Source organism: Ulvibacterium sp. (assembly GCF_028285715.1).
In the GTDB taxonomy this organism is placed as follows: Bacteria; Bacteroidota; Bacteroidia; order Flavobacteriales; family Flavobacteriaceae; genus Ulvibacterium.
Genome location: NZ_JANQOO010000003.1, coordinates 135,433 through 158,459, shown reverse-complemented (window position 1 = coordinate 158,459; position 23,027 = coordinate 135,433). Strand labels below are relative to the sequence as shown.

Here is a 23,027-nt window from a genome sequence, read left to right as displayed (position 1 = left end):
GGTTCTCAACGATTTCAAATTCTTTTGGAAATGGTTTGGAGCACGGTAACCGGTTCTTGCTTTTTGACCGTTTTTTCTTCGACTGTTATTTCCTCCGAGTTCTTTTCATCCTCAATGTCCTCTTTTCTCTTGTTTGACTTTAAGTACTTAGAAATACATAATCCAAAAACCCCTATGATCAACCATGTGATATCTACACTAAAAACATAGTATTGCGCATTTAAGAGTGTGGTCCAGAACCAATCTCCGGTAACCACTCCATTGGCTATCGGAATGAGAATTCCCAGAATACTTCCGATCAAAATAAAATTTCGGTTTAACCTTCTGTAGTCATCCCAAAAAAGACCAATAACGGTTAAGACCAGCCAACTTAGGAAAAAAATGGAGTTTACATAAAATACCCGCCCTGGAATATCCATGGGAACTAATTTGTTACCAATAAAAATCATCGCTAAAGCCGGAAACATTGAAAGGCAAATGGCAAGATAAAGCTTAGTGACCCGATGATGGAAACTTCTTTGTTTGTCCGTATACATTGGCTTATCCCTAGCAGTACGCCAAATCATGACCCCACTGATTATGATATAACACGTAATCATTGCCAAGATGAAATAGATGATTTTGAGGAAAATGCCGCCAAAAGTTGCATAGTGCAATTTTATCAGTACTCCTAGAGCGCCTTTTGAATATGATCTAGTTTCCGGTTCTATGGATTCGACCAAACTTCCATCTTTAAAGCTATAAATGAACATACCATCGCTGCCAATGCCATGGTGATCATCGACACGTGCCGTAATGGTACCATCTTCCTTACCAAAATTTCTAGCGTAGAGATACGTAATTTCGGTTTCTGGGTACGCATTGCTAACTTTTTCAAATACACTATTAAAGCCAATTCCGTTCTCAACCGCCAAAGCATTTTCATCATATTTGATTGCGGAATCCGGTCTAACGGCTTTAATGACTTCTGTGGTATCACCATCAAACATCAGAAAGGCACTTGGGGCCAATAAAAGAATGGACAACCCCAAAAGAGCACCTGTAGCAGCATAGATCAACTGAAAGGGTAACGTAATGAAGCCTAATGAAATATGTCCGTTTGTCCAAATCTGTTTCCACTTCCCTACTACGCTAAAAGCGTAAAATTTGTTTACGATGTTCTTCCAATGTGTCAATAAACCCGTTATGATGGCAAAAAGGAAAAAAAAGGCGACTAGTCCAGATAGATAAATGCCCACAATCGGAATTTGATGAAAAAAATGCAATTCATAAATAGTTTGCGCCATATGCGTTCTTGGTTCATCCTCAGTAGAAAGCACTTCATATGTCAGAGGATTTATAGTAGCATTGAAACGCTCAAAACTTTCGTCTTCGGTTTTTTTACGACCATAGAATTGTATTAAGGGATTTGCCTTGGTAGGTGGCCTCATTCCATAGCCGGCACTAGTGTCAAAATCCGAATAATTTGTAGCTATCTCTGAAGCAATCCTATCATAATTTACTATTGCCGGGTCAATGCTTTCAATCCTAGCATCAGGGTTTTCCCATCGCTGTAATTCATGCAGGAACAAAGCAACCGCACCAGCATAGAAACAAATGAAAAGTGCAAAACTAATTACAATACCAGACACCGTATGGGTATGGAACATTGCATTGTGTAATCTAGGTTTTAATGCTCTTAATTTCATGTTCCCTACTTATTTAGAAATATGATACTGGCAAAAAGAAGAATTAACAAAAGGTAGAGGCCCCAAGTTTTCCAGCCGTTTTTAATCAAAAAAGGAATGGCCAATAAAATTGCCCAGAGTATGAATGACGTATAGGCCGTGGTTGCAATAAGTCCAGATTTATCATTCAATAAAATGCCGATTGCATTATGAAAAAGAATGGTAATCAAAAGACCTCCAAGAATTCCAGCTGTGATTTTTAAGACCCGCTGACCCGGGCTGGATAGGTATTTTGCATTTGCAGGCATTACAGAATAGTATTAATAATTATTAGTACAAGGCTTAAACCGACGAGTAAGTAGGCATATTTCTTATGCAAGGGCAGAAAAATGATGGTCAGACATAGACCGAACATCAAGGCAACAAGGAAAGCAACCAGACCGGTGGCGATCCCATTTTGCCAGCAAAAGATTACCACTGAAAGTGCGAAGAGGCCGTAGGCAAGTAACCTTGTCTTTTTAGGTTGTTGTTTTGCCCATGCTTCAATGCGTGAGAAATACCGAGGAACATGTTTGGATTTTGCGTAAAGCAAAAAACACCCGAGGAAAATTAGTATTATGCCCATTGCTCTTAACTATATTTTAAGAAAACAAACATAATTATTATTTTTAATAAATCTAAATAAACGATGTAACCAAATTGTAAATAGTTTGATTTAAAAGGATTTTTATTTCAATAATCATTCAAAAATGGTCCATGAAAGTGGCTTAATACGCCAACGGGATTCTCACAGCCTTAGTGGACGGGAACAGGGGTCAAAAACATAGGACCTCGAGATGCTAAAGGGAATTGACCGGAGCGAAGAATCCATAGATATTTAATCACTGTATATCCAAAATAAAGTACAGGTTTATACGTGTCATGAATCGAACTAAATCTCGGCTCATTCTATTTGTAACATTCTGATTAATTATAAATCAATTGGTTAAGCTTAAAACAATTGTAATCGGAACACCTATTTATTATGATGAAGAAATGGCTTACCTACAATTTGATTCATTTTTTGGCGTTTTGTAAATAAGCTTCCAAGGCAACGACTTACTTATAAAAACCGGTTATGCGCAATCTTTTCCTCCTAGGCCTTTTATTTTTTATGCTCAACATCACTGCAAGCAGAGCCCAGGAAATGGATCCTAAAAAATTGAGAGGGCTTATTGAATCGGTTACGGATACCTTCGAAATCAATGGAAATTCCTTTAGGTTTGTGTATAAGGATGCATTTCTCTTTACGATTTACGATGAAAATGCCAACCGTATGCGAATTATTTCTCCGATCGTACAGCGTTCGGAAATAGAGGAGGAACAGTTGTTGAATGCCCTAGTGGCCAATTTTCACTCCGCCTTGGATGTGAAATACGCACTTAGTGACGAAATAATCTGGTCCGTTTTTACCCATCCCCTTCGCGAGCTTTCCGACCATCAGGTGCTGGATGCCATTGATCAGGTGTATTTGGCAAATGTTACCTTTGGTACAACATACTCCAGTACCAATCTTGTTTTCCCGGGCAATTCCAATAAAAAAGACGAACCTGGACCCAAGAAATTAATCAAAAGGGACTAAAAGCTATATTCGGCCACTTTACCCTTTACCCCTTTAAAAAACTTTTGATACGCTTCAAAGTCCTTTTCCTTAGTATTGGAAGGATATTGGATTTCTGAAATCTTCACCTGTTTACGGCCATAGTCAAAGGCTACCATAACAATAGGCACTTGGGCACTTTTGGCGATATAGTAAAAACCGGTCTTCCATTGCGTAACCTTCTTTCGGGTACCTTCGGGAGAAAGAGCCAATCTAAACTTTTTGCGTTCCCTAAAAATCTTGGAAACAGCGTTTACCGTATCGCTACTTTGGTCACGATCAATGGGCGCGCCACCCATCAACCTCAAATACCAACCCAAAAGAGGTGTAAACAAACTTTTCTTGGCGATAAAATTGATTTCCTCATCCAATACCTTACGTACCAAAAGTCCAAGAAAAAAATCGACCCAACTGGTATGGGGCACCACAATGACGACACATTTGTCCACTTTGGGAAATGAACCTATCAATTTCCATCCCAAGACCTTGAAGTAAATGAATTTTGCCAGAATACGCATATATTGATTTACTTGTGCTTGGGAATTTGATCAGATTGTTTAAATCGTTTAAACCAATAAGTAAGTTCAGGGATTAATGAGGTACCCTTTGCCCTGTTTTTAGATTACCGTATTGTCCAAATTATATCTTGCCATAAATGGACCTTAATTTTTCCCGTGTGGCAATTTTGCGCCAATCCTTACCCAAGGCATTCTCCCACAAGGGTTCCATACCAAGGGAAATACTTATCATAGTTTCGTAATCGCAATCGGCCAGTTCGGAACAGATTCCTGTTGGGAGGTGTACTTTTTGCTTTTGTATCATTTGATTAAAAAGTGCTACACCTTCCGGGTAAAACTCTTCCAAATGCCGAAATACCATACAATTTCCGATACCGTGCTTTACACCGAGCAAATAAGACAGTCCATAGCTCAAAGCATGTGCCACCCCTACTTGGGAATATGCTATGCTCATGCCCCCATGCCATGAGGCCATCATCAATTTTTCCCTGGAATCCGAAGGCGATAACTCCCCGAGATATACTTCCTTGCAGAGCTCCAAAGCCTTTTCGCCGTAACTTTGGCTAAAAGCATTTAAATAGGTGCCGTTGAGCGATTCTATACAATGGATAAAACAGTCCATTCCCGTATAAAACCATTGTTCCTTGGAAACGCCCATGGTCAAATCAGGATCTAGGACTACTTGATCAAAGGTGGTATGATCTGAATTTATTCCCAGTTTTTTTTCTGGTCCCAGGAGAACCGTGGTTCTGGAGACTTCAGCTCCTGTACCACTAATTGTTGGAATACCCACATGGTACACCGAAGGCTTTATCACCAAATCCCATCCTTGGTAATCACACGAACTACCCTTATTGGTCAAACAAATAGCTACAGCCTTGGCTAGGTCCAATAGCGTACCACCGCCAATTCCAACAATTCCCGAGGGAAGTTCATTAAATTCCGTTTTAATCCTCCCAACCAGGGCGTCAACTTGAACTGTTTTAGGTTCTTCTTCAGCCGAGACAAAAACAACCTGGTCATTAAAAATCAAGGGGATACGGTCAATAAACGAAGTACCCTCAAAAACATCGTCGACCAAAAAAATGAATGGAGCTTCGGAATGCCTACGTTTTGGCATAAGAATTTCTCCCAACTGATCAAAACTTCCCCTCCCAAATATTACCCTGGGCACCATAGGAAAGTTTCTATATCGATTTGCTTCAATGGTTCGGGAATGCTTTAAGCCAACATCTTTTTTAATCTCCATAGTGCGATTTACAAATACTTCAAAATATCCGTCAACTTGTTAATTTTCAGATATGTATACTCACCTTCTTCCACCGATACTTCCTCGTGCTGCCATGTTGTGTGAAAAGGAACGTGTACGGCTTGTGCGCCAATATTAAGAATTGGCAATACATCGGACTTTAAGGAATTTCCTATCATTAAAAACTCATGGACATCGATCTTTAAATGATCCAACAAATTTAGATAGTTTTCTTCTTTTTTATCACTCAAGACCTCAACATGGTGGAAGTAGTTCGACAGGCTAGACCGTTCCAATTTGCGCTCTTGATCCAAAAGATCACCTTTTGTCAGAACAATAAGTCGGTACTTTCCCTTTAGTCTTTTTAATACCTCCTTTACACCATCCAATAGTTCCACGGGGTGGGCAATCATCCTTTTACCAAGATTCAATATTTCCAATATCGTTGCTTGGGAAATTTGATTATTTGAAATCTCCATAGCGGATTCTATCATGGAAAGCATAAATCCTTTGATTCCGTACCCGTACAGTTCAAGATTTTTCATCTCCACTTTAAAGAGCTCCTGGTCTATTTTGTTTTTGGTCTCATAGCCTTCCAATAAATCGGCAAATTTTTCCTCAGTTTCCCTAAAATAGGTTTCATTTACCCAAAGAGTATCATCTGCATCGAATCCGATAACCTTTATTCTACTGTAATCTATTTCCATTGCTCTTGCGCCCGTTTTAGGTCCTCCGGTGTGTCAATTTCTATGCCGCTTACCGTTGTTTCTACCATTTTTATTTTTTTTCCGTATTCCAAATAGCGAATGGCCTCAATTTTTTCCGATGCCTCCAAAGGAAGCATGGGCAGTCGTTGAAAATCCATCAAGGCCCTTTTTCGAAAAGCATAAATTCCCTTATGTTTAAAATAAGGTGGATCAACTTCCTCGGCCCTAGGATAAGGAATGGGACTTCGTGAAAAATACAAGGCAAAATCATGATGGTCCACTATTACTTTTACCGTATTGGGATTATTGATCTCTTCCTTGTCCCAAATCCTGACCATTAGGGAGGCCAAGTCAATTTCCTTATTTACATCACCTTGAAAAACATCGAGCACTCCCGCTAAACTTTCCCTATCGATAAAAGGTTCGTCCCCTTGAACATTTACTATAATATCGACATCCATATCCTGAACGGCCTCAGCAATACGATCACTTCCACAGTCATGTTCCTTAAAACTCATAAGCGCCTTTCCCCCAGCATTGGAAATGGTATTAAAAATAAGTTCGCTATCGGTAACAACATATACAGCATCAAAAAGTCGGGTCTTTAGCGCCGCTTCGTAAGTCCTCAAGATTACGGGTTTGCCCATAAGGTCTTGCATCAATTTTGCAGGGAATCTCGATGCGGCATAACGCGCAGGTATCATAGCAATGATTCTCACCTTTTTTTTGTTTTGGTTGGTCTATTCATGTTTTAGGTCTGGGTCTTAATTTTCTATATATTCTGAATACGATGATTAAAATTATGATAACCAGAAAAGCGGCTGCTATTGGTGCAAAGATGGACGCTGTGGTTACAACAAGAGCAGTTCCTGTTTCCACCGTTGATACTATGGGGTTTGCCAACCCCCCTGTTGATGCCGTTGAAGCCAGTCGGCCCGTAGCACCCGCACCTTTAATGGCCGTAGCGGTTCCTCCTCCGGCTATTATGGCCAATGACCAGGTTACCACGGGGTCCAAATCAGCAACGGTAGAAACCATAACCGCCGTACCTGCAATGGCAGCCAAGGGTATGGCCATACTGTCCAATATATTGTCCACCCACGGAATGAAATAGGCAAAAATCTCGACTACGGTGGCCACTCCCAAGGTAATCAAAGCGGGGAGACTACCCACCCATTCCCAGTTTTCATTAAGCTCCCAAATATTGAAGTAAGCAGCTAAACTAAGGGCAAATAAAGGTAAAAATACCCGAAAGCCCACAGAAGCCGCAAGGCCTATACCCAAAAATATACTGATAATGGTTTCTGAGGTCATTCCTTTTCATGGGAACATTGGTTTAATCGCTCCCTTTAGTTTCACGAATTTAACCTATTCATTCCCAACAAAAAAATTGTCTTTGAAACCTATAAGATACAACCGTCTCTTAGCACGGGTTATGGCAGTATATAACCAACGGAGATGCTCTTTATCCACCCCATTGGGCAGATAAGGTTGTTCCACAAAAACAGTGTCCCATTGCCCTCCCTGGGACTTATGGCATGTAATTGCGTAGGAGAACTTTACCTGTAAGGCATTAAAATACTTATTATTCTTTACTCCTAAAAATCGTTTATATTTCGACTTTTCATGCATATAATCCTTACTAACCTCCTGATATAGTTTATTGCCATCCTCGTAGGATAGGGAAGGTGTGGTGGCCTGTATCGTATCCAAGAGGAGTACTGTCTCAAACGGTTTTTGATCGGGATAATCTACCATTCTTACCTTTACCTCGGCAAATTTAAAACCATAAATTTCCTTCAATGCAAAAATCTCAAGGACCTCGATAATATCGCCATTTGCAATAAATCCGGCCGCTGAATTGGGTTTCAACCAAAAATAGTTGTTCTTGACTACCATCATATAGTCCCCTACGGCCAGTTCATTTTCCAAAAACAAAATCCGACTTCTGATATTTTCGTTGTACAGATTCGCTCTTTTATTTGAACGGACGATGAAGGTAGTCTCTTCTTTCCCATTCTGTGAATAGGAGGTATCTATGGCCTCTTGGATTTCATGGCCGTCTACCAACCTTTGGATGTCCTTGAACGAGTTCACATCAAATTGAAACGCATCAAAAAAACTGCCCTGGAGCTGTTCCCGCAACATAGTGGCATTGACCAAAATACCCGAATTCCCAACTTGGCGTACTACCTCATCCAACTCTACCCGAATCACTTCTTTATTGTAATTTAGGGAAAGCTTGTCTTCATCCAGCGCTGGACTTATATCCAGATGTACCGGAGGCAATTGCGCTATATCACCGATCAAAATCAGTTTGCAATTATGGCCCGAATGCACGAACATCAGCAAATCATCCAGCAAGGAACCATTTTCGAAGAGCTTGGAATCCGTTGGGGTATCCGGTATCATGGAGGCCTCATCCACTATAAAAACCGTATTCCTATGTTTATTGGGCGCCAATACAAATTGGATACCTCCCCCACTTTGCTTTTTTGGGAAATAAATTTTCCTATGTATCGTAAAAGCTTGTGTATTGGAATAATTGGACATCACTTTTGCGGCCCTTCCCGTTGGTGCCATGAGTACGGATTTCATAGTCGTCTTCCACAAACAATTCACCAAGGCACCAATAATAGTGGTCTTTCCGGTACCTGCAAACCCCTTTAAAAGGAATACCGTATCCTTGTCTTCGGACAAAAGAAAATTCGCGATTTTTTGAAGAACAACAGACTGCCCCATTGTAGGCTCGTGGGGAAATTTTTCCTTTAGAATAGCATAAAAAGACGCGCTTGAAAGACGTTTCATAGATTTTCAAAGATAGAGATGATTTCCTTGCGAAACCCCTGCAATTGAATAAAAGAAATTTACACAGTCCTTTCCTATTTACAATCTGTAATTCCTTGTGCTACCCATTTATGTCTTCTGCCTTTTGCCCCTTAAAACAAAGCAATTCGCTGCAATTGAATCAATGAGGTACACGTTGAAATCCAAACACAAAAAATTAGGCAGTTTGCAAAAAAATTGTAGATTTGTGTTAACCACTAAATTAAATTAACACATAGGAAATGAAGACCATAATTCAGATTGTACTTTGGCTAGCTTGTATAGGACTTGGGTATCTCATCTATAAGTCCGTTACCGGCCCGATAGAGTTTAACAAGGTGAAGGTAGAGCGTTTTGCCAAGGTTGTTTCAAACCTCAAGGATATCCGCAATTCCCAGGAAGCCTACAAAACAGTGAACGGTAAATACGCCAAGGATTTTAATAGTCTTGTCACTTTTGTGGACACCGGAAAATACGTTATTACCCAACAAAGGGATTCGTCGTATATGGAGTTCGACAAAGTGTACCAAATAGACCTTTTGAAGGAAGTGAAAATTATCGATACACTCGGTTTTGTATCCGTAAAGGATTCTTTGTTCAAATCAGATGACCGATTTAAAAGTATGATGAACGTGCCCGGGGCACCTGGCGGTGAAAAATTTGAAATGAAAGCGGACATTATTGAAAAAAGTGGCTATAAAGCTCCTGTTTTTGAGGCAAAAGTCGAGAAAAGTATTATCCTATATGATCAACCCAAAGATTTATTGGCTAAGGAAAATGCAGAAATCGGAGTGGATGAGGTTAATGGGAATGTCATTAAAGTAGGTTCTCTGGAGGAAGTTAGCACAAGTGGTAACTGGCCCCCTATTTACGACAAAAAAGGTGAACAATAATTCCAAGGGAATTTCTCAAGATTTTTTGAAACTGTCCATTCAAGTTAGTTTGAATGGACTTTCTTTTTGTATTCTGGATACCCTAAAAGGTGCGGTACTGCTATCGGAAAGGAAAACTTTTGATATATCGCTTACGCCCTATCAATTACTGAAGGAAATAAAGGAGCTTTTTAATGGACATTCCATTTCCCAAAAAAAGTTTTCCGAGGTAATTGTAATTCATCAGAACAATTTGTACGGTTTGGTCCCAAAACCGCTTTTCAACCCAGAAGAGCTGCCGAACTATATAAAGTTCAACACCAAAATTTTAGCTAGCGATCATATAGTTTTTGACGAAATTACGAGCTACGATATGGTCAACGTGTATGTACCCTTTGTAAATATCAACAATTACATCTATGAGCTTTTTGGTGAGTTCATTTTTAAGCATGTCGGGACGGTATTGATCGAGTCTTTGTTAAAAAGTCATACCAACGGAAAAAACCCGGTTTGCTACGTCCATGTATCCGAAAAAATTATGGATATCGTAGTTGTCTCCCAAAAAAAATTAGTACTGTACAACAGCTTTTCTTTCGATACCAAAGAAGATTTTCTGTATTACCTCCTCTTCACCTTGGAACAACTGGACTTGGATACGGAATCTGTAATCTTAAGGCTCTTCGGCTCTATCGAGGAGGACGACGAAATTTATACACTTTGCTACGAATATATAAAACAGATATCCATATTTGTCCCCTCCGGTGGGTCCCACCCCTTTATAGATGCCGAATCCGAAAACATTGATTTTGCCGTGTTAAATTCCCTATAATGCGAATTATTTCTGGAGAATATAAGGGTAGGCGGATTTTGGCCCCTAAAAAATTACCCGTACGTCCTACGACCGATATGGCCAAGGAGGCTTTGTTCAACATTTTGAACCATCAGTTCTATTTTAAGGACGTGTCCGTTCTTGACCTGTTTTCAGGGACCGGAAATATTAGTTATGAGTTTGCCTCCAGGGGATCCAAACATATTTATGCCGTAGACGTTAACAGCTATTGTATAAAATTCATTTCGCGAGTGGCCCGCGAATTAGGTTTTAATATTACCCCGATTAAGGTGGATGTATTCACCTATTTGGAAAAATCCAACATAAAGGTCGATATCATTTTTGCAGATCCCCCATATGACATGGCCCTAGTTGATCTTGAAAGAATTCCACAGCTGGTTTTCAAAAACAACCTACTCACGGAAAACGGAATATTGGTCATGGAACATTCCAAACATGTGGATTTATCGCGAAGTCTAAATTTCTCAAATTCAAGAAAATATGGGGGAAGCGTCTTTAGTTTTTTTATAGACTAGAAAAATAGGGAGTCAACAAGAATCGATCGTAGCTCAATACATGAAAAAAGCAGGCCATAAGCCGGATTCTGTTTCCATTACAATGGACCTTATCATTTATCTAGGCCCTTGGTTGCCCAAAAGCTCAATCCGTCTACCCTTCGGCTTGGGCATGCAACCCTCATAACGCCGGTATACGTGACGTTTCACCGCATAGAGTTTACCGGATTTCACTACAGCATTATCTGTACATACTTTCTGTTGCACTGGTCCTTTCCCATAGTATGGGAAGACGGGCGTTACCCGCTATGCCGCATTACGGTGTCCGGACTTTCCTCCCCGGATATCCATCAGGGGCGATAAGGTGGCCTGCTCTCTGCAAAGGTAGCCCAATTGTTGATAAAAATTAACGATATCGCCCATTATCAAAGCATATCAAAAACAGCTATCTTTATATTTGTAGAACAGGTTACCCGTAATTCAAAAGATACGTATTTGGAACCCTTTATCGTTTCGGCCAGAAAATACAGACCACAAACATTTGAGGATGTCGTTGGGCAAGAGGCTATTACCAGAACCTTATTAAACGCAATTGAAAGCAATCATTTGGCGCAAGCCTTGCTTTTTTGTGGCCCAAGGGGAGTTGGGAAAACTACATGTGCCCGCATTTTGGCCAAACAGATCAATCAAGATGGTTCGGAACGTGAAGAAGAGGATTTTGCCTTCAATATTTTTGAATTGGACGCAGCATCCAACAATTCAGTGGATGATATTCGGAACCTTATAGACCAGGTACGTATACCTCCCCAAGTTGGCAAATATAAGGTGTATATCATAGATGAAGTACACATGCTTTCCCAGTCGGCGTTCAATGCTTTTTTAAAAACTTTGGAGGAACCACCCAAACATGCCATTTTTATTTTGGCCACCACCGAAAAACACAAGATAATTCCAACTATTTTATCCCGATGTCAAATATTCGATTTTAGGCGAATAACGGTCAGGGATGCCGCCAATTATCTTAAGAATATTGCAGAAAGACAGGGTATACAGGCGGAGGAAGACGCCTTGCATATTATTGCGCAAAAAGCAGATGGTGCTATGCGCGACGCACTTTCCATATTTGATAGGGTCGTCAGTTTTTCCGGAAAACAATTGACCCGGAAGGCGGTTACGGAAAATTTAAACGTATTGGATTATGATACGTACTTCGAAGCAACGGATTTAATACTACAACACCAAATCCCACAATTATTAGTGTTGTTGAACAGTACCCTGGCCCTTGGTTTTGACGGTCATCATTTTATTATAGGCCTTGCTTCCCATTTTAGAGATTTAATGGTTTGTAAACATCAGGATACCATTGATCTATTGGAAGTGGGCGAAGTGGCTAAAAAGCATTATCAAGAACAATCCCAAAAGACTTCCGGTTCTTTTTTGTTGAAGGCCCTGGATATTGCCAATAATTGTGATTTAAATTATAAAGCCAGCAAAAACCAAAGATTACTCGTGGAGTTGGCCCTGATGAAAATGGCATCCATTGACTTTGAAAAAAAAAAGTCTGAATTCACAGGAGTGAACCAATCCCCTATTGGATTTATTGCTCCGGCTTCCTTTTACAATCAGGTGCCTGCTCCGGTCCCTGACACCCTAAAAAGAATAGGGGAAGTCCATTCAAAAGACGCTTCGATAGATTTTGAACCATCTGCTTCTTCAGTGGAAACGGTAGAGCAAGTTCCTTTAGATCATGACGTTGAAATTGCAACGGCCCGTACTGTGCTTTCTTCTGCGATGCCCGTATCGGACAAACCGAAGGCATTGAAAAAGATAGACCTTAAGACCACAGGGAAGAGGATATCGGGACTCTCACTCTCCAGTCTTAAAGCAAAAAAGGAACATCATCTCAACAAGAAAGAAGAATCCACTGAGGAAGGCGAGCTGCCAAAAGATGCTTTTACCGAGAAGGAAATGCAAGGACATTGGGAGGATTTTGTACAAAAATTGGATGGGGAAGGAAGAAAAATACTGGCATCGAGTCTTATGACGGATACTCCCAAACTTTTTGACGAAAATACTATTTGGATAGAATTGCCCAATGATACCATGAAAAAAGAGGTAGAAAGGGAACAGTATGACCTAATGTTGTATTTAAGGCAGCAATTGAACAACCATTCCGTTAACTTGAGGATTACCGTTAACGAGCGGACTGCCAAGAAATTTGCGTTTACACCAGAGGAAAAATATCAGAAGCTTCGGGAAAAAAACCCAGCCATAGATCTACTGCGCAAGGAATTTGATCTAGATTTTTGAAGCTCTCAAATATCGGGTCCGAAAGGCGTATATGAACATTATGATAGAAATAATGAGAAGACCAAAAGACTCCCTACCTTCCTCAATATTCTTGATATCCCCCCCACCTATTTCAAAGCCTTCGAATTTTTCGGGAAAAGTATAGATGAAACCCAAAAATGTTATAATACCAAGGGACAGCAGTATCCGAAAAGATATCCTTCCCAAAGCAAAGCCAAAAGAGACCAACGCGGCAATGCTATAAATTAAAATCCAGGTCCAAGGGTCTGGATCGTTATACTGAACTGCGGCAGAAACTAGGAACAAAGCTCCAAAAACCCAGCCCAAAATGGGAAAAAATAACTTCATAAGAACAAATATACTAAGCCGACTTTTGAATTCTATCGCTATTCCTATTAATTTTGAAAAAAGACAATTGCCATGCTGGGATTAAAACTACCGACCGACCCAAGGTGGGTCAATATTGTTGAAAAAAACATCAGTGAAATTCTGACCGATCACGCCTATTGCGAGCAAAAAGCGGCAAGCACCGCCATCTCATTGATCGTCACTTTTCCCGAATATCCCGAGTTGGTGGAGGAAATGATAGCGCTTTCCCGGGAAGAAATGGGCCATTTTAAGATGGTCCACGACCTCATAATTGCACGTGGAGAAACCTTGGGTAAATATCGAAAGGACGAATATGTAATTGAGCTAATGAAATTTTTTCCTAAAGGCGGTAGCCGCCCCACGCAATTGGTCCATAGATTATTGTATGCTGCACTGATAGAGGCCAGAAGTTGTGAAAGATTCCGTTTATTGTCCGAAGAACTTAAGGATAAGGAACTAGCAGAATTTTATCATAAACTAATGGTAAGTGAAGCTTCGCATTATACGATGTTCCTAAAATTTGCCAGAATGTACGGGAAACGCCACGAAGTTGATCAGAAGTGGAAGGAACTATTGGTTTACGAAGCAAATATTATGAAAACCCTGGGAAAAAAGGAGACTGTTCACGGTTAGGCGGAACCTGGTCCCTTAGCGGCACTAGGAATTGAGCTTGTCCAAATAATAATCATACATGGCGAACTGAGATCGCACTTTTGGGCCATCATTTTCCCTATATGAATTATCCTGTTCTTCTGAAAAGACCCTGGCTTTCACATTGTCCTTCCAAGAAATCTCAAAAGTATCCATCAATTCCTGTTTTACGTCCTTATCGTAAATAGGACAACCCACCTCCACACGATAATCAAGATTTCGGGTCATCCAGTCTGCCGATGATATATACACCTGGGGATTATCCTCATTGGCAAAAATGAAAATCCTGGGGTGTTCCAAAAATTTATCCACTATGCTTATGGCCTCGATATTCTCGCTCATACCTTTTACACCAGGGACCAAACAACATATACCTCGGATTATCAATTGAATTTTTACTCCCGCCCTACTGGCCTCGTACAATTTATCCACCATTCTATAGGACGTAAAGCTGTTCATCTTTATTTTTATATAGGCTTCCTTGCCCACAATAGCATTGGCGATTTCGTTATCAATAAGCTTTTGAAAGGTACTTTTGGTGTAATGTGGGGATACCACCAAATGCTTGTACTTGTTTATTTTATACGTTGTTTCAAAAAAGGCAAAAACCTTGTTCAATTCCTTTAGAATGGCCTCATGGGCGGTAAAAAGTGTATAATCCGTATAAATTCTTGCCGTGGACTCATTGAAGTTGCCTGTGCTTATGAACCCGTAACGCTTAATTTCCTCATTCTCTTCCCGTTCAATAACACATATTTTGCTATGCACTTTAAGTCCGGGTACCCCAAAAATCAGTTTAACACCTTCCGCTTGCAACTGCTCCGCATATTCTATATTCGCCTGTTCATCAAACCTGGCCTGTAGTTCTATTTGGACGGTAACCTGTTTTCCATTTTTAACGGCGTTGATCAATGAGGCGGCCACTTGGGAGTTATTCGCCAGACGATAGACGGTTATCTTTATGCTACGTACTTTGGGGTCCAAAGCAGCTTCCCTCAAAAACTTGATTACATAGAAAAACGTATGGTAGGGCGTATATTGCAAATAGTCCTTTTGTGCTATATGTTCAAAAAGACTACCTTCCATGCTAAGGCCTTTAACCGGTAAGGGGGTAATGTTATCATAGAGCAAATCTTTCCTTCCCAAACTGGGGAAGCCCATGTAATCTCTTCTATTATGGTATCTACCTCCGGGGATAACACTGTCCGTATCTTCTATATTCATTTTTTCCTTTAGGAAAAGGAGCGTATCCGGTCCTATACTTTGGTCATAAACAAACCGCACCGGGTCACTTATTTTACGGGACTCAACGCTAGAGGATATCTTTTCGATAAAGCTTTTGCTCAAGTCATTATCGATATCCAATTCGGCATCCCTGGTAATTTTTATCATATGTGCGGATATGGACTCATACTCGAACATGGTAAAAATGCTGTCCAAACAATACCGTATCAAATCGTCCAAGATAATGATGTAGTTTTTTTCCCCTTCCTTGGGAAGTACCACAAAACGATCTATCCCCTTTGGAATTTCTATCAGCGCATATCTTTTTTCCTTTTCCTTCCGGTCTCCCTTTATCACCATTTTTATGGCAAGATATGCCGCGGTGTCCTTTAGCATGGGGAATTCGGTAAGGTCGTTAAGGATAATGGTCATGAGCTGGGGGCTCACATTTTGAATAAAGTATTTTTTTGCAAATTCTTTTTGATTTTCGTTAAGCTCCGTTTCCCGTAAAAGAAATATGTTCTGTGTCTCCAGTTCCTTTTCGATATTCTTTAAAATGGTAATACTATCCGCTTGCTGTTTTATTACAATTTTGGTGATTTCCTCAAGTAAATCCTTTGCCCTCTCACCTCCCAACACACTTTTACCTGTCTTTCCGGCTTCCACGATGCGCTTTACCGTAGCATAACGCACTTTAAAAAATTCGTCAAGATTATTGGAAAATATCCCTAGAAATCGAAGTCTTTCTATGAGTGGTACATTCTTATCGGCACTTTCCTGTAATACTCTTTCATTGAACCACAACCAACTAATTTCCCTATTAACATATTGATTACCCGTTTTGTTCATTCTCTAAGATGTTTTGGAAAAATAGTCTGAATTGTGTTCCCTTTTTCCACGGAAGCCCATTTTTGGGTCCGAAATTCCAAATGGACCAGTCCACTGGTAGGGACATTGTCAATATAGCTATTTCCCAAAGAATTGGCAATATGGGTAAAGGCGTGGTTGTGTCCAAAAATCATAACCGTTTTCAAATTATCGTCCAAACCTCGAACAAACTCGAGTACACTATCCCCGGAAAAGTCATATAACATATTTGTGAGCTTACATCTATCAAAAGGAAAGTTCAACTGTCTGAGGAAGATTAGACAACTATGAAGTGCCCTATTGGCCGGGCTAGAAAAAACAGCATCAATTTCAATATCTCGTGAATGGAAGATAGAGCTTACCAAGTGACCATCTTTGATCCCCCTTTCACTGAGTGGCCGATCTTTATCATCAACGGAATACTCCCAAGAAGATTTGCCATGCCTTACCAATATAAGTGTCTTCATTTAACCTAAACTTAATTTGCATTTAAAGGTACGGCAACCGAAATTAAAAGAACTCAATACATTAGGGTTTTAGGGGGCCAAGCGCTCTATTCTCCAGTCAAAATCTTCTTGAAGTGTATATAGGATGCGGTCATGCAAACGATTGGGCCTACCCTGCCAAAATTCGATAGATGAAGGTTTTACAATGTACCCTCCCCAATAATCGGGTCTTTCAATATCCCTGCCTTCGTACTTTTTCTCCAGTTCCTTTAACTTAACCTCCAAGAACTCACGAGAAGGGATAACACTGCTTTGGTCTGATACTATTGCTCCTAATTTACTGCCTTCCGGTCTGGATTCAAAATATCCATCGGATAAATTCTCTGCTATTTTCTCTGCACTTCCCTTTATTATAACCTGGCGCTCCATAACAGGCCAAAAGAATGAAAGACATACATTAGGGTTTTCGGTAATGGCCTTACCTTTTTCACTTTCATAGTTCGTATAAAAAATAAACCCTTCGAAAGTAAATTTTTTAAGGAGAACCACCCTATTTTTCGGAAACCCATCCAATCCCATAGTTGAAAGCGTCATGGCATTGGGTTCATCTATACCTTCAGATGCCTCAACCTCATAAAACCACTTTTGAAAAAGTTCCATGGGATTATCAGAGATATTCTCCTCTATTAGGGTACTCTTTTCGTATGACCTCCTATAACTCCCTAAATCGTTTTGCATTTCGGTAATTGTTAAAAAGCTAGGTAAAGTTCTTAAAAAGATGGGACTCTTGAAAAGATGTATTGGGATATTTCAAATAGGGAGTTTGAGAAACAAGGGCATGAAAATTAAAATTCAAAGATTTTCCCATCGTCCGCAAGTTCCACATTTCCAAAAATCTCTTCTGCCTCAACCTTAAAGGCGTCAATGGAACGGTACCGCGTGGAGTAATGCCCTAAAATAAGGGTGCCTACCTTGGCCATCCGGGCAATGGTTGCCGCCTCTTTGGCAGTGGCGTGCTTTGTTTTGGCGCATAGGTGCTTTTCCGTTTCCAAAAAAGTAGCCTCATGGTATAAGATGTCCACACCGATTATTTGGTCTACTATATCCGGCTTAAACCGGGTATCACCGCAATATGCATAACTCATGGGTTTTGGTGGATCTAGCGTGAGCATCCCGTTCGGAATAACCCTTCCATCATCCAACTGTACATCCTTACCCTTTTTAATGTTTCGAAAATAGGCCTTATCAATGTTATGGGCCCTTACGGCATCAATATTCAGTTTTCGTTCCGATGGCTTTTCCCTGAACAGGAATCCATTGGTATACACCCGGTGGTTCAATGGAATAGTTTCTACACTAACCTTATCGTCCTCAAATAGCACAGTACGTTCCCTGGCGGTAAGCTCATGGAAAATCAAGTGGTAATTGGTCCACGAATCTCCAAGTTTCAATAAAAGGGTAATGGCTTCCTTTATTCCTTTTGGGCCGTAGATGTGCATTTCCTTGTCCCTTCCCAAAAGCCGAAATGTCGAAATTAGTCCGGGGAGTCCAAAAAAATGGTCTCCATGCAGGTGGGAGATAAATATATGGTTGATCCTTGAGAATTTTATCTTATTCTTCCTTAACTGAACTTGGGTCCCCTCACCACAATCTATCAAAAACATGTGGCCTTTGATTTCCAATACCTGTGAGGTAGGGTTGGTGAGCGTCCTTGGGGTAGCCGCATAACAACCTAAAATTGAAAGTCGTATGGCCATTTGCTATAAATCCAGATCCCTTTCAATTTCTTCCATTTCAACGATATCATATGCTTCCTGAAGTGTTGGCACCAAACATATTTCATCGGGTACCTCATCGTAGGACACTTGGTTCGTTACCAATACAAAGGATTTTTTAGAGGCCCTATGCGTGTTGGAAAGTTCCAAAAATTCCAAAACTTCCCCGGAGGTTAATTCCGAAAACGAAAAAAGGTTGATTATGATATTATCATTTTTGATTTTTTGATAAGACTTTGTCAAGTTCTCCAAAAAGCTCTTTAAGGAGATATTTTCCTGATAGACCAAAGTGATGTTTCCTTCCCTATCGAAAATCATGGCTTACTGCTTTATTTTTGAGGCCAGCAGATAAATAACGGCCATACGTATTGCTACGCCATTTTCCACTTGGTCCAATATGATGGATTGTCCGGAATCGGCCACGTCACTGGTAATCTCAACACCTCTATTGATAGGCCCGGGGTGCATGATTACAATTTTTTTGTTCAGACTATCCAACAACCTGCTGTTCACTCCATACTGTTGGGTGTATTCCCTGGTGGTAGGAAAATAGCTGATGTCCAATCGTTCATTCTGAATACGCAACATATTGGCAACATCACACCAATTTAGGGCTTTTCTCAAATCGGTTTCAACCTCTACCCCCAAAGATTCCACATACTTGGGCAATAAGGTTCTCGGACCGCATACTTTCACCTCGGCCCCTTGAAGTTTTAAGGCAAATATGTTGGACAGGGCCACCCTGGAATGCAAGATATCCCCAACAATAACCACTTTTTTGTTCGCCACATCACCGAGTTTTTCCCTGATGGAATACGAATCCAATAGGGCTTGGGTAGGATGCTCATGTGCCCCATCACCTGCATTGATTATTGAGGCGTTGACATGTTTGGCCAAAAAGATTCCCGCTCCTGGATTGGGGTGCCGCATCACTACCATATCCACCTTCATGGAGAGGATATTGTTTACGGTATCGATCAAAGTTTCACCTTTTTTTACCGATGACTGCCCCGCGGAAAAATTAATGACATCTGCGGAAAGTCGTTTTTCCGCCAGCTCAAAGGACAATTTTGTACGGGTACTGTTTTCGAAAAAAATGTTGGCTATGGTTATATCCCTAAGAGAGGGTACTTTTTTGATCGATCGGTTTATGACTTCCTTAAAATGGTCGGCAGTCTCAAAAATGAGTTGGATATCCTTCTCTTGCAGATATTTTATTCCCAATAAGTGCTTTACACTTAATTCACTCATTCTTATTTATTTATCAAATAAATTACGTCTTCTCCCTCATTCTCTTCCCACATAACCTTTACCTTTTCATTATTTATGGCATCAACCTGTCTGCCTCTATAATTAGGCTGTATGGGCAAATGCCTGCTAAATCGACGATCAATAAGTGTAAGCAGCTCTATTTCCCGGGGTCGGCCAAAGGACTGAATCGCTGTAAGTGCCGCCCTAATACTTCTACCGGTGTACAATACATCGTCAATAAATACAATCTTTTTGTCCTCCACCAAGAAATCTATTCTGGTTTTACTGGCTTCCAAGGGTTTGTCTCCCCTTCTAAAGTCGTCCCTGTAGAAAGTGATATCAAGCAAACCAAGATCTATCTTCTTTACGCTATATTCCGATTGGAGTATTTTTTTTAGTCTTTGGGCCACAAAAATACCCCTGGGCTGAAGACCGATTAGAACGGTGTCCTTAAAATCCAAATGATTTTCAAGAAGTTGGCAAGCCAAACGATGGAGAATGATATTAATTTCTTTTGAGGAAAGTAGTACTTTTTGGCTCATGTATTAGACCGTCTACCCTTGGAAGGACAAAAATAGGGATTTCTCTTTAAAATACGGACGGATTGAACAAATACCTATTGGAACCCTATAGGCGTATTTCAGACTGAAATTGGAAATTTTCTGAATTTGAACTGTTCCCAAAGGAAGAATTCGATATCGGAAGCCACGGGATTTCTACAAGTAATGCATTTAAGCCAAAAACGGTCCCTTTTCGCACAAAAAAGCCCCGACCTAAAATGTCGGGGCTCCCTATTTCCACCTTAACGGAACATTACATTATAATGAAAACCTATTTCTTCTTATTGGCTTCCATCTTGTCCTTTAGAGCCTGCAATTGCTCATTGGCATCACCAAGGGTAGGTTTGGATTCCTCAGCACTGGCAGCAGCCCTTTTGGCAGCAGCTTTTACGTTTCGTCGCTCCTCTTCTTTAAAGATGGCCGTATGGCTTGCCACAACACGCTTGAAGTCCTTATTGAACTCAATAATCTTGAATTCGGCCTCTTCACCTTTGCTCAATTTCTTCCCATCTTCCTTCTCCATATGTCGTTGTGGAATAAAGGCAGTGATATCTTCATTGAAGTCAATGGTACCTCCCTTGTCCACTATTTCTGTAAGGGTCGCTTTATGAACTGTTCCCTCGGCAAATTCCTTTTCATATTTATCCCAAGGGTTTTCAGTAGTCTGCTTATGGCCCAAACTAAGTTTACGGCCTTCCACATCCAATTCCAGCACTTCCACCTCTATAGTATCTCCAACAGTCACAAATTCCGATGGGTGCTTAATTTTCTTGGTCCAGGAAAGATCGGATATATATATCAATCCATCTATACCCTCTTCCAATTCTACAAACACTCCAAAATTGGTAAAGTTCCTAATAATTCCCTTGTGCCTGGAACCGACCGGATACTTGGAAGTAATATCGGTCCATGGATCTGGAGTTAGCTGTTTTATGCCCAAGGACATTTTACGATCTTCCCTGTCCAAGGTCAATACTACTGCCTCTACCTCATCGCCGACATTTACAAAATCCTGTGCGGAACGCAAATGCGTGGACCAGGACATTTCAGAAACGTGAATAAGTCCCTCAACACCTTCAACAACTTCAATAAAGGCACCGTAATCCGCAATTACAACAACTTTTCCTTTAACCTTATCGCCGATTTTGATCTCATCACTCAAGGCATCCCATGGATGCTTCTCCAATTGTTTTAGCCCCAACTGAATCCTTGATTTATTTTCATCAAAATCCAATATAACCACGTTTAGCTTTTGATCTAATTCCACCACTTCGTTGGGGTGGTTAATCCTGCTCCAGGACAAATCCGTGATATGGATCAATCCATCTACACCGCCAAGGTCTATAAAGACACCATAGGAAGTAATGTTCTTGACCACACCTTCCAAAACCTGTCCTTTTTCCAACTGGCTGATGATCTCTTTCTTTTGTTCTTCGATATCCGCCTCTATCAACGCCTTGTGGGAAACTACTACGTTCTTGAACTCATGGTTTATCTTAACCACTTTGAATTCCATCGTTTTTCCCACATATTGGTCATAATCGCGAATTGGTTTTACGTCTATTTGCGACCCAGGCAAGAAAGCTTCTATTCCGAAGACATCAACGATCATACCGCCTTTGGTCCTGCACTTCACAAATCCACTTACAATTTCTTCCTTGTCATGGGCATTATTTACCCGCTCCCAGGCCTTAATGGTCCTGGCCTTTCTATGGGAAAGGACCAATTGACCACTTTTGTCCTCACGGATATCGATAAGTACTTCAACTTTATCCCCAATTTTCAAGTGTGGATTATAACGAAACTCATTGAGTGAGATGACGCCTTCCGATTTTGCGTTAATATCAATGATGGCTTCACGCTCCGTTAAATGGACGACTTTCCCTTCAACTACTTCCTCATCGGCAGTATCCACGAAATTCTCGGCAACTAAATCCTCAAATTCCTGAAGTTTGGAATCCTCCACCCGTTCTATTCCCTGTTCGTATTTATCCCAATCAAAGTTCTCCAGAAATTCCTTGGGATCTTGAACCTGTGTTTCAGTCTGTGTTTCCTGTACCGCTTCCGTAGTCTCCTCTACTTGGGCCGTTTCTTTTTTTTCAGCCATATGCTGATTTAAATTTTGTATTCCGAAGTGTTACAAGAGCTAAACAATACCTCCGAAAGTAGTTATAAGTATGTTTTATCGTATCCCTTTCCTCTTGACTCTTTGTAAAAAAGGACTGCAAAAGTACAATTTAAAAATGGTTTTACAAATCGCAAGAAGCGGAGCCTTGGGTAAAAATAGTATTTACGCATTTTTTCATCATAATAGATGAAGAATCGTTATCTTTCAACCATTAATATTAACCATTAAAAGAGAATAACTATGAGCGTTAAAGCCAAGTATCAACCCGTTTTAAGTTTGGGCGAGCAATTAGGTGTCAAGGACGGAAATGTCACCGAGGAAGGAGGTGTCATCAAGATAAAAGGAGAGGCCAACACACCTTATGAAAAGGATTTGTTGTGGGATAAAATAAAGGAAATTGGAGGTGAAAATCCTTCCGACATAAAGGCCAATATTACCGTTGCCGATGACTCCGTTTACCATAGACATGTGGTCAAAAGCGGGGAATCGCTAAGCAAGATTGCAAAACATTATTATGGTGATGCCATGAAATATAAGCAAATTTTCGAGGCCAATACCAACATCTTGAGCAATCCAGATGTGATACATCCGGATCAGGTTTTGGTTATTCCCAATGCCTAGATA

Annotated in this window: 25 protein-coding genes and 1 other RNA gene; 7 read left to right on the top strand and 19 right to left on the bottom strand. The window is 40.5% G+C overall.

The features are described from left to right. Positions 1 to 14: 14 nt before the first annotated feature. Genes Q0993_RS00745 through Q0993_RS21850 form a run of 3 tightly spaced genes read right to left on the bottom strand, consistent with a single transcriptional unit; the run spans position 15 to position 2,292 of the window. On the bottom strand, positions 15 to 1,688 hold the full coding sequence (locus Q0993_RS00745; protein WP_299528797.1) for a PepSY domain-containing protein: 1,674 nt from the start codon (positions 1,686 to 1,688) through the stop codon (positions 15 to 17). A 5-nt stretch (positions 1,689 to 1,693) separates the two neighbouring features. Then, positions 1,694 to 1,975: a hypothetical protein gene (locus Q0993_RS00740; protein WP_299528795.1), complete on the bottom strand. Its 282-nt coding sequence runs from the start codon at positions 1,973 to 1,975 to the stop codon at positions 1,694 to 1,696. After that, positions 1,975 to 2,292, bottom strand: a complete 318-nt coding sequence (locus Q0993_RS21850; RefSeq protein ID WP_367279573.1) for a DUF3325 family protein — start codon at positions 2,290 to 2,292, stop codon at positions 1,975 to 1,977. The genes Q0993_RS00740 and Q0993_RS21850 overlap by 1 nt, the downstream gene beginning before the upstream one ends. Positions 2,293 to 2,784: 492 nt before the next feature. On the opposite strand from Q0993_RS21850, the gene Q0993_RS00735 reads away from it, so the two are divergent. Continuing rightward, a complete protein-coding gene (locus tag Q0993_RS00735; RefSeq protein WP_299528794.1) occupies positions 2,785 to 3,288 on the top strand; it encodes a hypothetical protein in 504 nt (167 codons plus the stop codon). On the opposite strand, the gene Q0993_RS00730 is transcribed toward Q0993_RS00735, so the two are convergent. From Q0993_RS00730 to Q0993_RS00705, 6 genes are all read right to left on the bottom strand, one after another. Continuing rightward, positions 3,285 to 3,824 carry a 1-acyl-sn-glycerol-3-phosphate acyltransferase gene (locus Q0993_RS00730; RefSeq protein ID WP_299528792.1) on the bottom strand — a complete coding sequence of 180 codons (540 nt, stop codon included), beginning with the start codon at positions 3,822 to 3,824 and terminating at the stop codon, positions 3,285 to 3,287. The two genes, Q0993_RS00735 and Q0993_RS00730, sit on opposite strands and share 4 nt — an antisense overlap. 121 nt (positions 3,825 to 3,945) lie before the next feature. After that, entirely contained in the window at positions 3,946 to 5,073 is a 1,128-nt protein-coding gene (locus Q0993_RS00725; protein WP_299528790.1) for an iron-containing alcohol dehydrogenase family protein, read from the bottom strand. Positions 5,074 to 5,081: 8 nt separating this feature from the next. After that, a complete protein-coding gene (locus Q0993_RS00720; RefSeq protein ID WP_299528788.1) occupies positions 5,082 to 5,780 on the bottom strand; it encodes an HAD family hydrolase in 699 nt (232 codons plus the stop codon). Further along, complete coding sequence (kdsB, locus tag Q0993_RS00715) at positions 5,771 to 6,484, bottom strand: 3-deoxy-manno-octulosonate cytidylyltransferase (RefSeq protein WP_299528895.1); 714 nt, start codon at positions 6,482 to 6,484, stop codon at positions 5,771 to 5,773. The genes Q0993_RS00720 and kdsB overlap by 10 nt, the downstream gene beginning before the upstream one ends. Positions 6,485 to 6,524: 40 nt before the next feature. Then, positions 6,525 to 7,094 carry a DUF4126 domain-containing protein gene (locus Q0993_RS00710; protein WP_299528786.1) on the bottom strand — a complete coding sequence of 190 codons (570 nt, stop codon included), beginning with the start codon at positions 7,092 to 7,094 and terminating at the stop codon, positions 6,525 to 6,527. A 54-nt stretch (positions 7,095 to 7,148) separates the two neighbouring features. After that, the gene (locus tag Q0993_RS00705) at positions 7,149 to 8,588 is read right to left on the bottom strand and encodes an ATP-dependent RecD-like DNA helicase (protein WP_299528784.1); all 1,440 of its coding nucleotides are present in this window, start codon (positions 8,586 to 8,588) and stop codon (positions 7,149 to 7,151) included. A gap of 260 nt (positions 8,589 to 8,848) precedes the next feature. On the opposite strand from Q0993_RS00705, the gene Q0993_RS00700 reads away from it, so the two are divergent. The 3 genes from Q0993_RS00700 to Q0993_RS00690 are packed head-to-tail and all read left to right on the top strand — an operon-like array spanning position 8,849 to position 10,843. Continuing rightward, the gene (locus Q0993_RS00700) at positions 8,849 to 9,499 is read left to right on the top strand and encodes a hypothetical protein (RefSeq protein WP_299528782.1); all 651 of its coding nucleotides are present in this window, start codon (positions 8,849 to 8,851) and stop codon (positions 9,497 to 9,499) included. Continuing rightward, a complete protein-coding gene (locus Q0993_RS00695) occupies positions 9,489 to 10,307 on the top strand; it encodes a DUF3822 family protein (RefSeq protein WP_299528780.1) in 819 nt (272 codons plus the stop codon). Before Q0993_RS00700 ends, Q0993_RS00695 begins: the two co-directional genes overlap by 11 nt. After that, the gene (locus Q0993_RS00690; RefSeq protein WP_299528778.1) at positions 10,307 to 10,843 is read left to right on the top strand and encodes an RsmD family RNA methyltransferase; all 537 of its coding nucleotides are present in this window, start codon (positions 10,307 to 10,309) and stop codon (positions 10,841 to 10,843) included. The genes Q0993_RS00695 and Q0993_RS00690 overlap by 1 nt, the downstream gene beginning before the upstream one ends. A gap of 42 nt (positions 10,844 to 10,885) precedes the next feature. Here the strand turns inward: Q0993_RS00690 and rnpB are convergent. Next, an RNA gene (gene rnpB, locus Q0993_RS00685) (RNase P RNA component class A) lies at positions 10,886 to 11,198 on the bottom strand. Between the two features lie 119 nt (positions 11,199 to 11,317). On the opposite strand from rnpB, the gene Q0993_RS00680 reads away from it, so the two are divergent. Then, positions 11,318 to 13,132, top strand: coding sequence for a DNA polymerase III subunit gamma/tau (locus tag Q0993_RS00680; RefSeq protein ID WP_299528892.1), 1,815 nt, complete (start codon positions 11,318 to 11,320; stop codon positions 13,130 to 13,132). Here Q0993_RS00680 and Q0993_RS00675 read toward each other — a convergent pair. Continuing rightward, the gene (locus Q0993_RS00675) at positions 13,121 to 13,480 is read right to left on the bottom strand and encodes a transmembrane 220 family protein (RefSeq protein WP_299528776.1); all 360 of its coding nucleotides are present in this window, start codon (positions 13,478 to 13,480) and stop codon (positions 13,121 to 13,123) included. The two genes, Q0993_RS00680 and Q0993_RS00675, sit on opposite strands and share 12 nt — an antisense overlap. 72 nt (positions 13,481 to 13,552) lie before the next feature. On the opposite strand from Q0993_RS00675, the gene Q0993_RS00670 reads away from it, so the two are divergent. Then, entirely contained in the window at positions 13,553 to 14,134 is a 582-nt protein-coding gene (locus Q0993_RS00670; protein ID WP_299528774.1) for a tRNA-(ms[2]io[6]A)-hydroxylase, read from the top strand. Positions 14,135 to 14,158: 24 nt separating this feature from the next. Here Q0993_RS00670 and ppk1 read toward each other — a convergent pair whose 3' ends face one another. The 8 genes from ppk1 to rpsA form a co-directional block, all read right to left on the bottom strand. Then, positions 14,159 to 16,225: a polyphosphate kinase 1 gene (gene ppk1 / locus Q0993_RS00665; RefSeq protein WP_299528773.1), complete on the bottom strand. Its 2,067-nt coding sequence runs from the start codon at positions 16,223 to 16,225 to the stop codon at positions 14,159 to 14,161. Further along, positions 16,222 to 16,710, bottom strand: a complete 489-nt coding sequence (locus Q0993_RS00660; protein WP_299528771.1) for a histidine phosphatase family protein — start codon at positions 16,708 to 16,710, stop codon at positions 16,222 to 16,224. The genes ppk1 and Q0993_RS00660 overlap by 4 nt, the downstream gene beginning before the upstream one ends. Before the next feature lie 69 nt (positions 16,711 to 16,779). Beyond that, positions 16,780 to 17,427 (bottom strand): pyridoxamine 5'-phosphate oxidase, encoded by a 648-nt coding sequence (gene pdxH / locus Q0993_RS00655; protein ID WP_299528769.1) that lies wholly within the window; start codon positions 17,425 to 17,427, stop codon positions 16,780 to 16,782. Positions 17,428 to 17,534: 107 nt separating this feature from the next. Further along, the gene (locus Q0993_RS00650) at positions 17,535 to 18,440 is read right to left on the bottom strand and encodes a ribonuclease Z (protein WP_299528889.1); all 906 of its coding nucleotides are present in this window, start codon (positions 18,438 to 18,440) and stop codon (positions 17,535 to 17,537) included. A 9-nt stretch (positions 18,441 to 18,449) separates the two neighbouring features. Next, on the bottom strand, positions 18,450 to 18,782 hold the full coding sequence (locus Q0993_RS00645; RefSeq protein WP_299528767.1) for a ribonuclease Z: 333 nt from the start codon (positions 18,780 to 18,782) through the stop codon (positions 18,450 to 18,452). Between the two features lie 3 nt (positions 18,783 to 18,785). Next, positions 18,786 to 19,715: an aspartate carbamoyltransferase catalytic subunit gene (locus Q0993_RS00640; protein ID WP_299528765.1), complete on the bottom strand. Its 930-nt coding sequence runs from the start codon at positions 19,713 to 19,715 to the stop codon at positions 18,786 to 18,788. 2 nt (positions 19,716 to 19,717) lie between these two features. Then, positions 19,718 to 20,257 (bottom strand): bifunctional pyr operon transcriptional regulator/uracil phosphoribosyltransferase PyrR, encoded by a 540-nt coding sequence (pyrR, locus tag Q0993_RS00635; RefSeq protein ID WP_299528763.1) that lies wholly within the window; start codon positions 20,255 to 20,257, stop codon positions 19,718 to 19,720. A 289-nt stretch (positions 20,258 to 20,546) separates the two neighbouring features. Beyond that, entirely contained in the window at positions 20,547 to 22,382 is a 1,836-nt protein-coding gene (gene rpsA / locus Q0993_RS00630; protein ID WP_299528761.1) for a 30S ribosomal protein S1, read from the bottom strand. Between the two features lie 261 nt (positions 22,383 to 22,643). Here rpsA and Q0993_RS00625 point away from each other — a divergent pair, with 261 nt between their 5' ends. Next, positions 22,644 to 23,024, top strand: a complete 381-nt coding sequence (locus Q0993_RS00625) for a LysM peptidoglycan-binding domain-containing protein (protein ID WP_299528759.1) — start codon at positions 22,644 to 22,646, stop codon at positions 23,022 to 23,024. Positions 23,025 to 23,027 lie beyond the last annotated feature (3 nt).

Coding starts and splice junctions, on each gene's coding strand:
- Q0993_RS00745 (WP_299528797.1), bottom strand. CDS start 1,688: ATGAAATTAAGAGCATTAAAACCTAGATTACACAATGCAATGTTCCAT.
- Q0993_RS00740 (WP_299528795.1), bottom strand. CDS start 1,975: ATGCCTGCAAATGCAAAATACCTATCCAGCCCGGGTCAGCGGGTCTTA.
- Q0993_RS21850 (WP_367279573.1), bottom strand. CDS start 2,292: ATGGGCATAATACTAATTTTCCTCGGGTGTTTTTTGCTTTACGCAAAA.
- Q0993_RS00735 (WP_299528794.1), top strand. CDS start 2,785: ATGCGCAATCTTTTCCTCCTAGGCCTTTTATTTTTTATGCTCAACATC.
- Q0993_RS00730 (WP_299528792.1), bottom strand. CDS start 3,824: ATGCGTATTCTGGCAAAATTCATTTACTTCAAGGTCTTGGGATGGAAA.
- Q0993_RS00725 (WP_299528790.1), bottom strand. CDS start 5,073: ATGGAGATTAAAAAAGATGTTGGCTTAAAGCATTCCCGAACCATTGAA.
- Q0993_RS00720 (WP_299528788.1), bottom strand. CDS start 5,780: ATGGAAATAGATTACAGTAGAATAAAGGTTATCGGATTCGATGCAGAT.
- kdsB (WP_299528895.1), bottom strand. CDS start 6,484: ATGATACCTGCGCGTTATGCCGCATCGAGATTCCCTGCAAAATTGATG.
- Q0993_RS00710 (WP_299528786.1), bottom strand. CDS start 7,094: ATGACCTCAGAAACCATTATCAGTATATTTTTGGGTATAGGCCTTGCG.
- Q0993_RS00705 (WP_299528784.1), bottom strand. CDS start 8,588: ATGAAACGTCTTTCAAGCGCGTCTTTTTATGCTATTCTAAAGGAAAAA.
- Q0993_RS00700 (WP_299528782.1), top strand. CDS start 8,849: ATGAAGACCATAATTCAGATTGTACTTTGGCTAGCTTGTATAGGACTT.
- Q0993_RS00690 (WP_299528778.1), top strand. CDS start 10,307: ATGCGAATTATTTCTGGAGAATATAAGGGTAGGCGGATTTTGGCCCCT.
- Q0993_RS00675 (WP_299528776.1), bottom strand. CDS start 13,480: ATGAAGTTATTTTTTCCCATTTTGGGCTGGGTTTTTGGAGCTTTGTTC.
- Q0993_RS00670 (WP_299528774.1), top strand. CDS start 13,553: ATGCTGGGATTAAAACTACCGACCGACCCAAGGTGGGTCAATATTGTT.
- ppk1 (WP_299528773.1), bottom strand. CDS start 16,225: ATGAACAAAACGGGTAATCAATATGTTAATAGGGAAATTAGTTGGTTG.
- Q0993_RS00660 (WP_299528771.1), bottom strand. CDS start 16,710: ATGAAGACACTTATATTGGTAAGGCATGGCAAATCTTCTTGGGAGTAT.
- pdxH (WP_299528769.1), bottom strand. CDS start 17,427: ATGCAAAACGATTTAGGGAGTTATAGGAGGTCATACGAAAAGAGTACC.
- Q0993_RS00645 (WP_299528767.1), bottom strand. CDS start 18,782: ATGATTTTCGATAGGGAAGGAAACATCACTTTGGTCTATCAGGAAAAT.
- Q0993_RS00640 (WP_299528765.1), bottom strand. CDS start 19,715: ATGAGTGAATTAAGTGTAAAGCACTTATTGGGAATAAAATATCTGCAA.
- pyrR (WP_299528763.1), bottom strand. CDS start 20,257: ATGAGCCAAAAAGTACTACTTTCCTCAAAAGAAATTAATATCATTCTC.
- rpsA (WP_299528761.1), bottom strand. CDS start 22,382: ATGGCTGAAAAAAAAGAAACGGCCCAAGTAGAGGAGACTACGGAAGCG.
- Q0993_RS00625 (WP_299528759.1), top strand. CDS start 22,644: ATGAGCGTTAAAGCCAAGTATCAACCCGTTTTAAGTTTGGGCGAGCAA.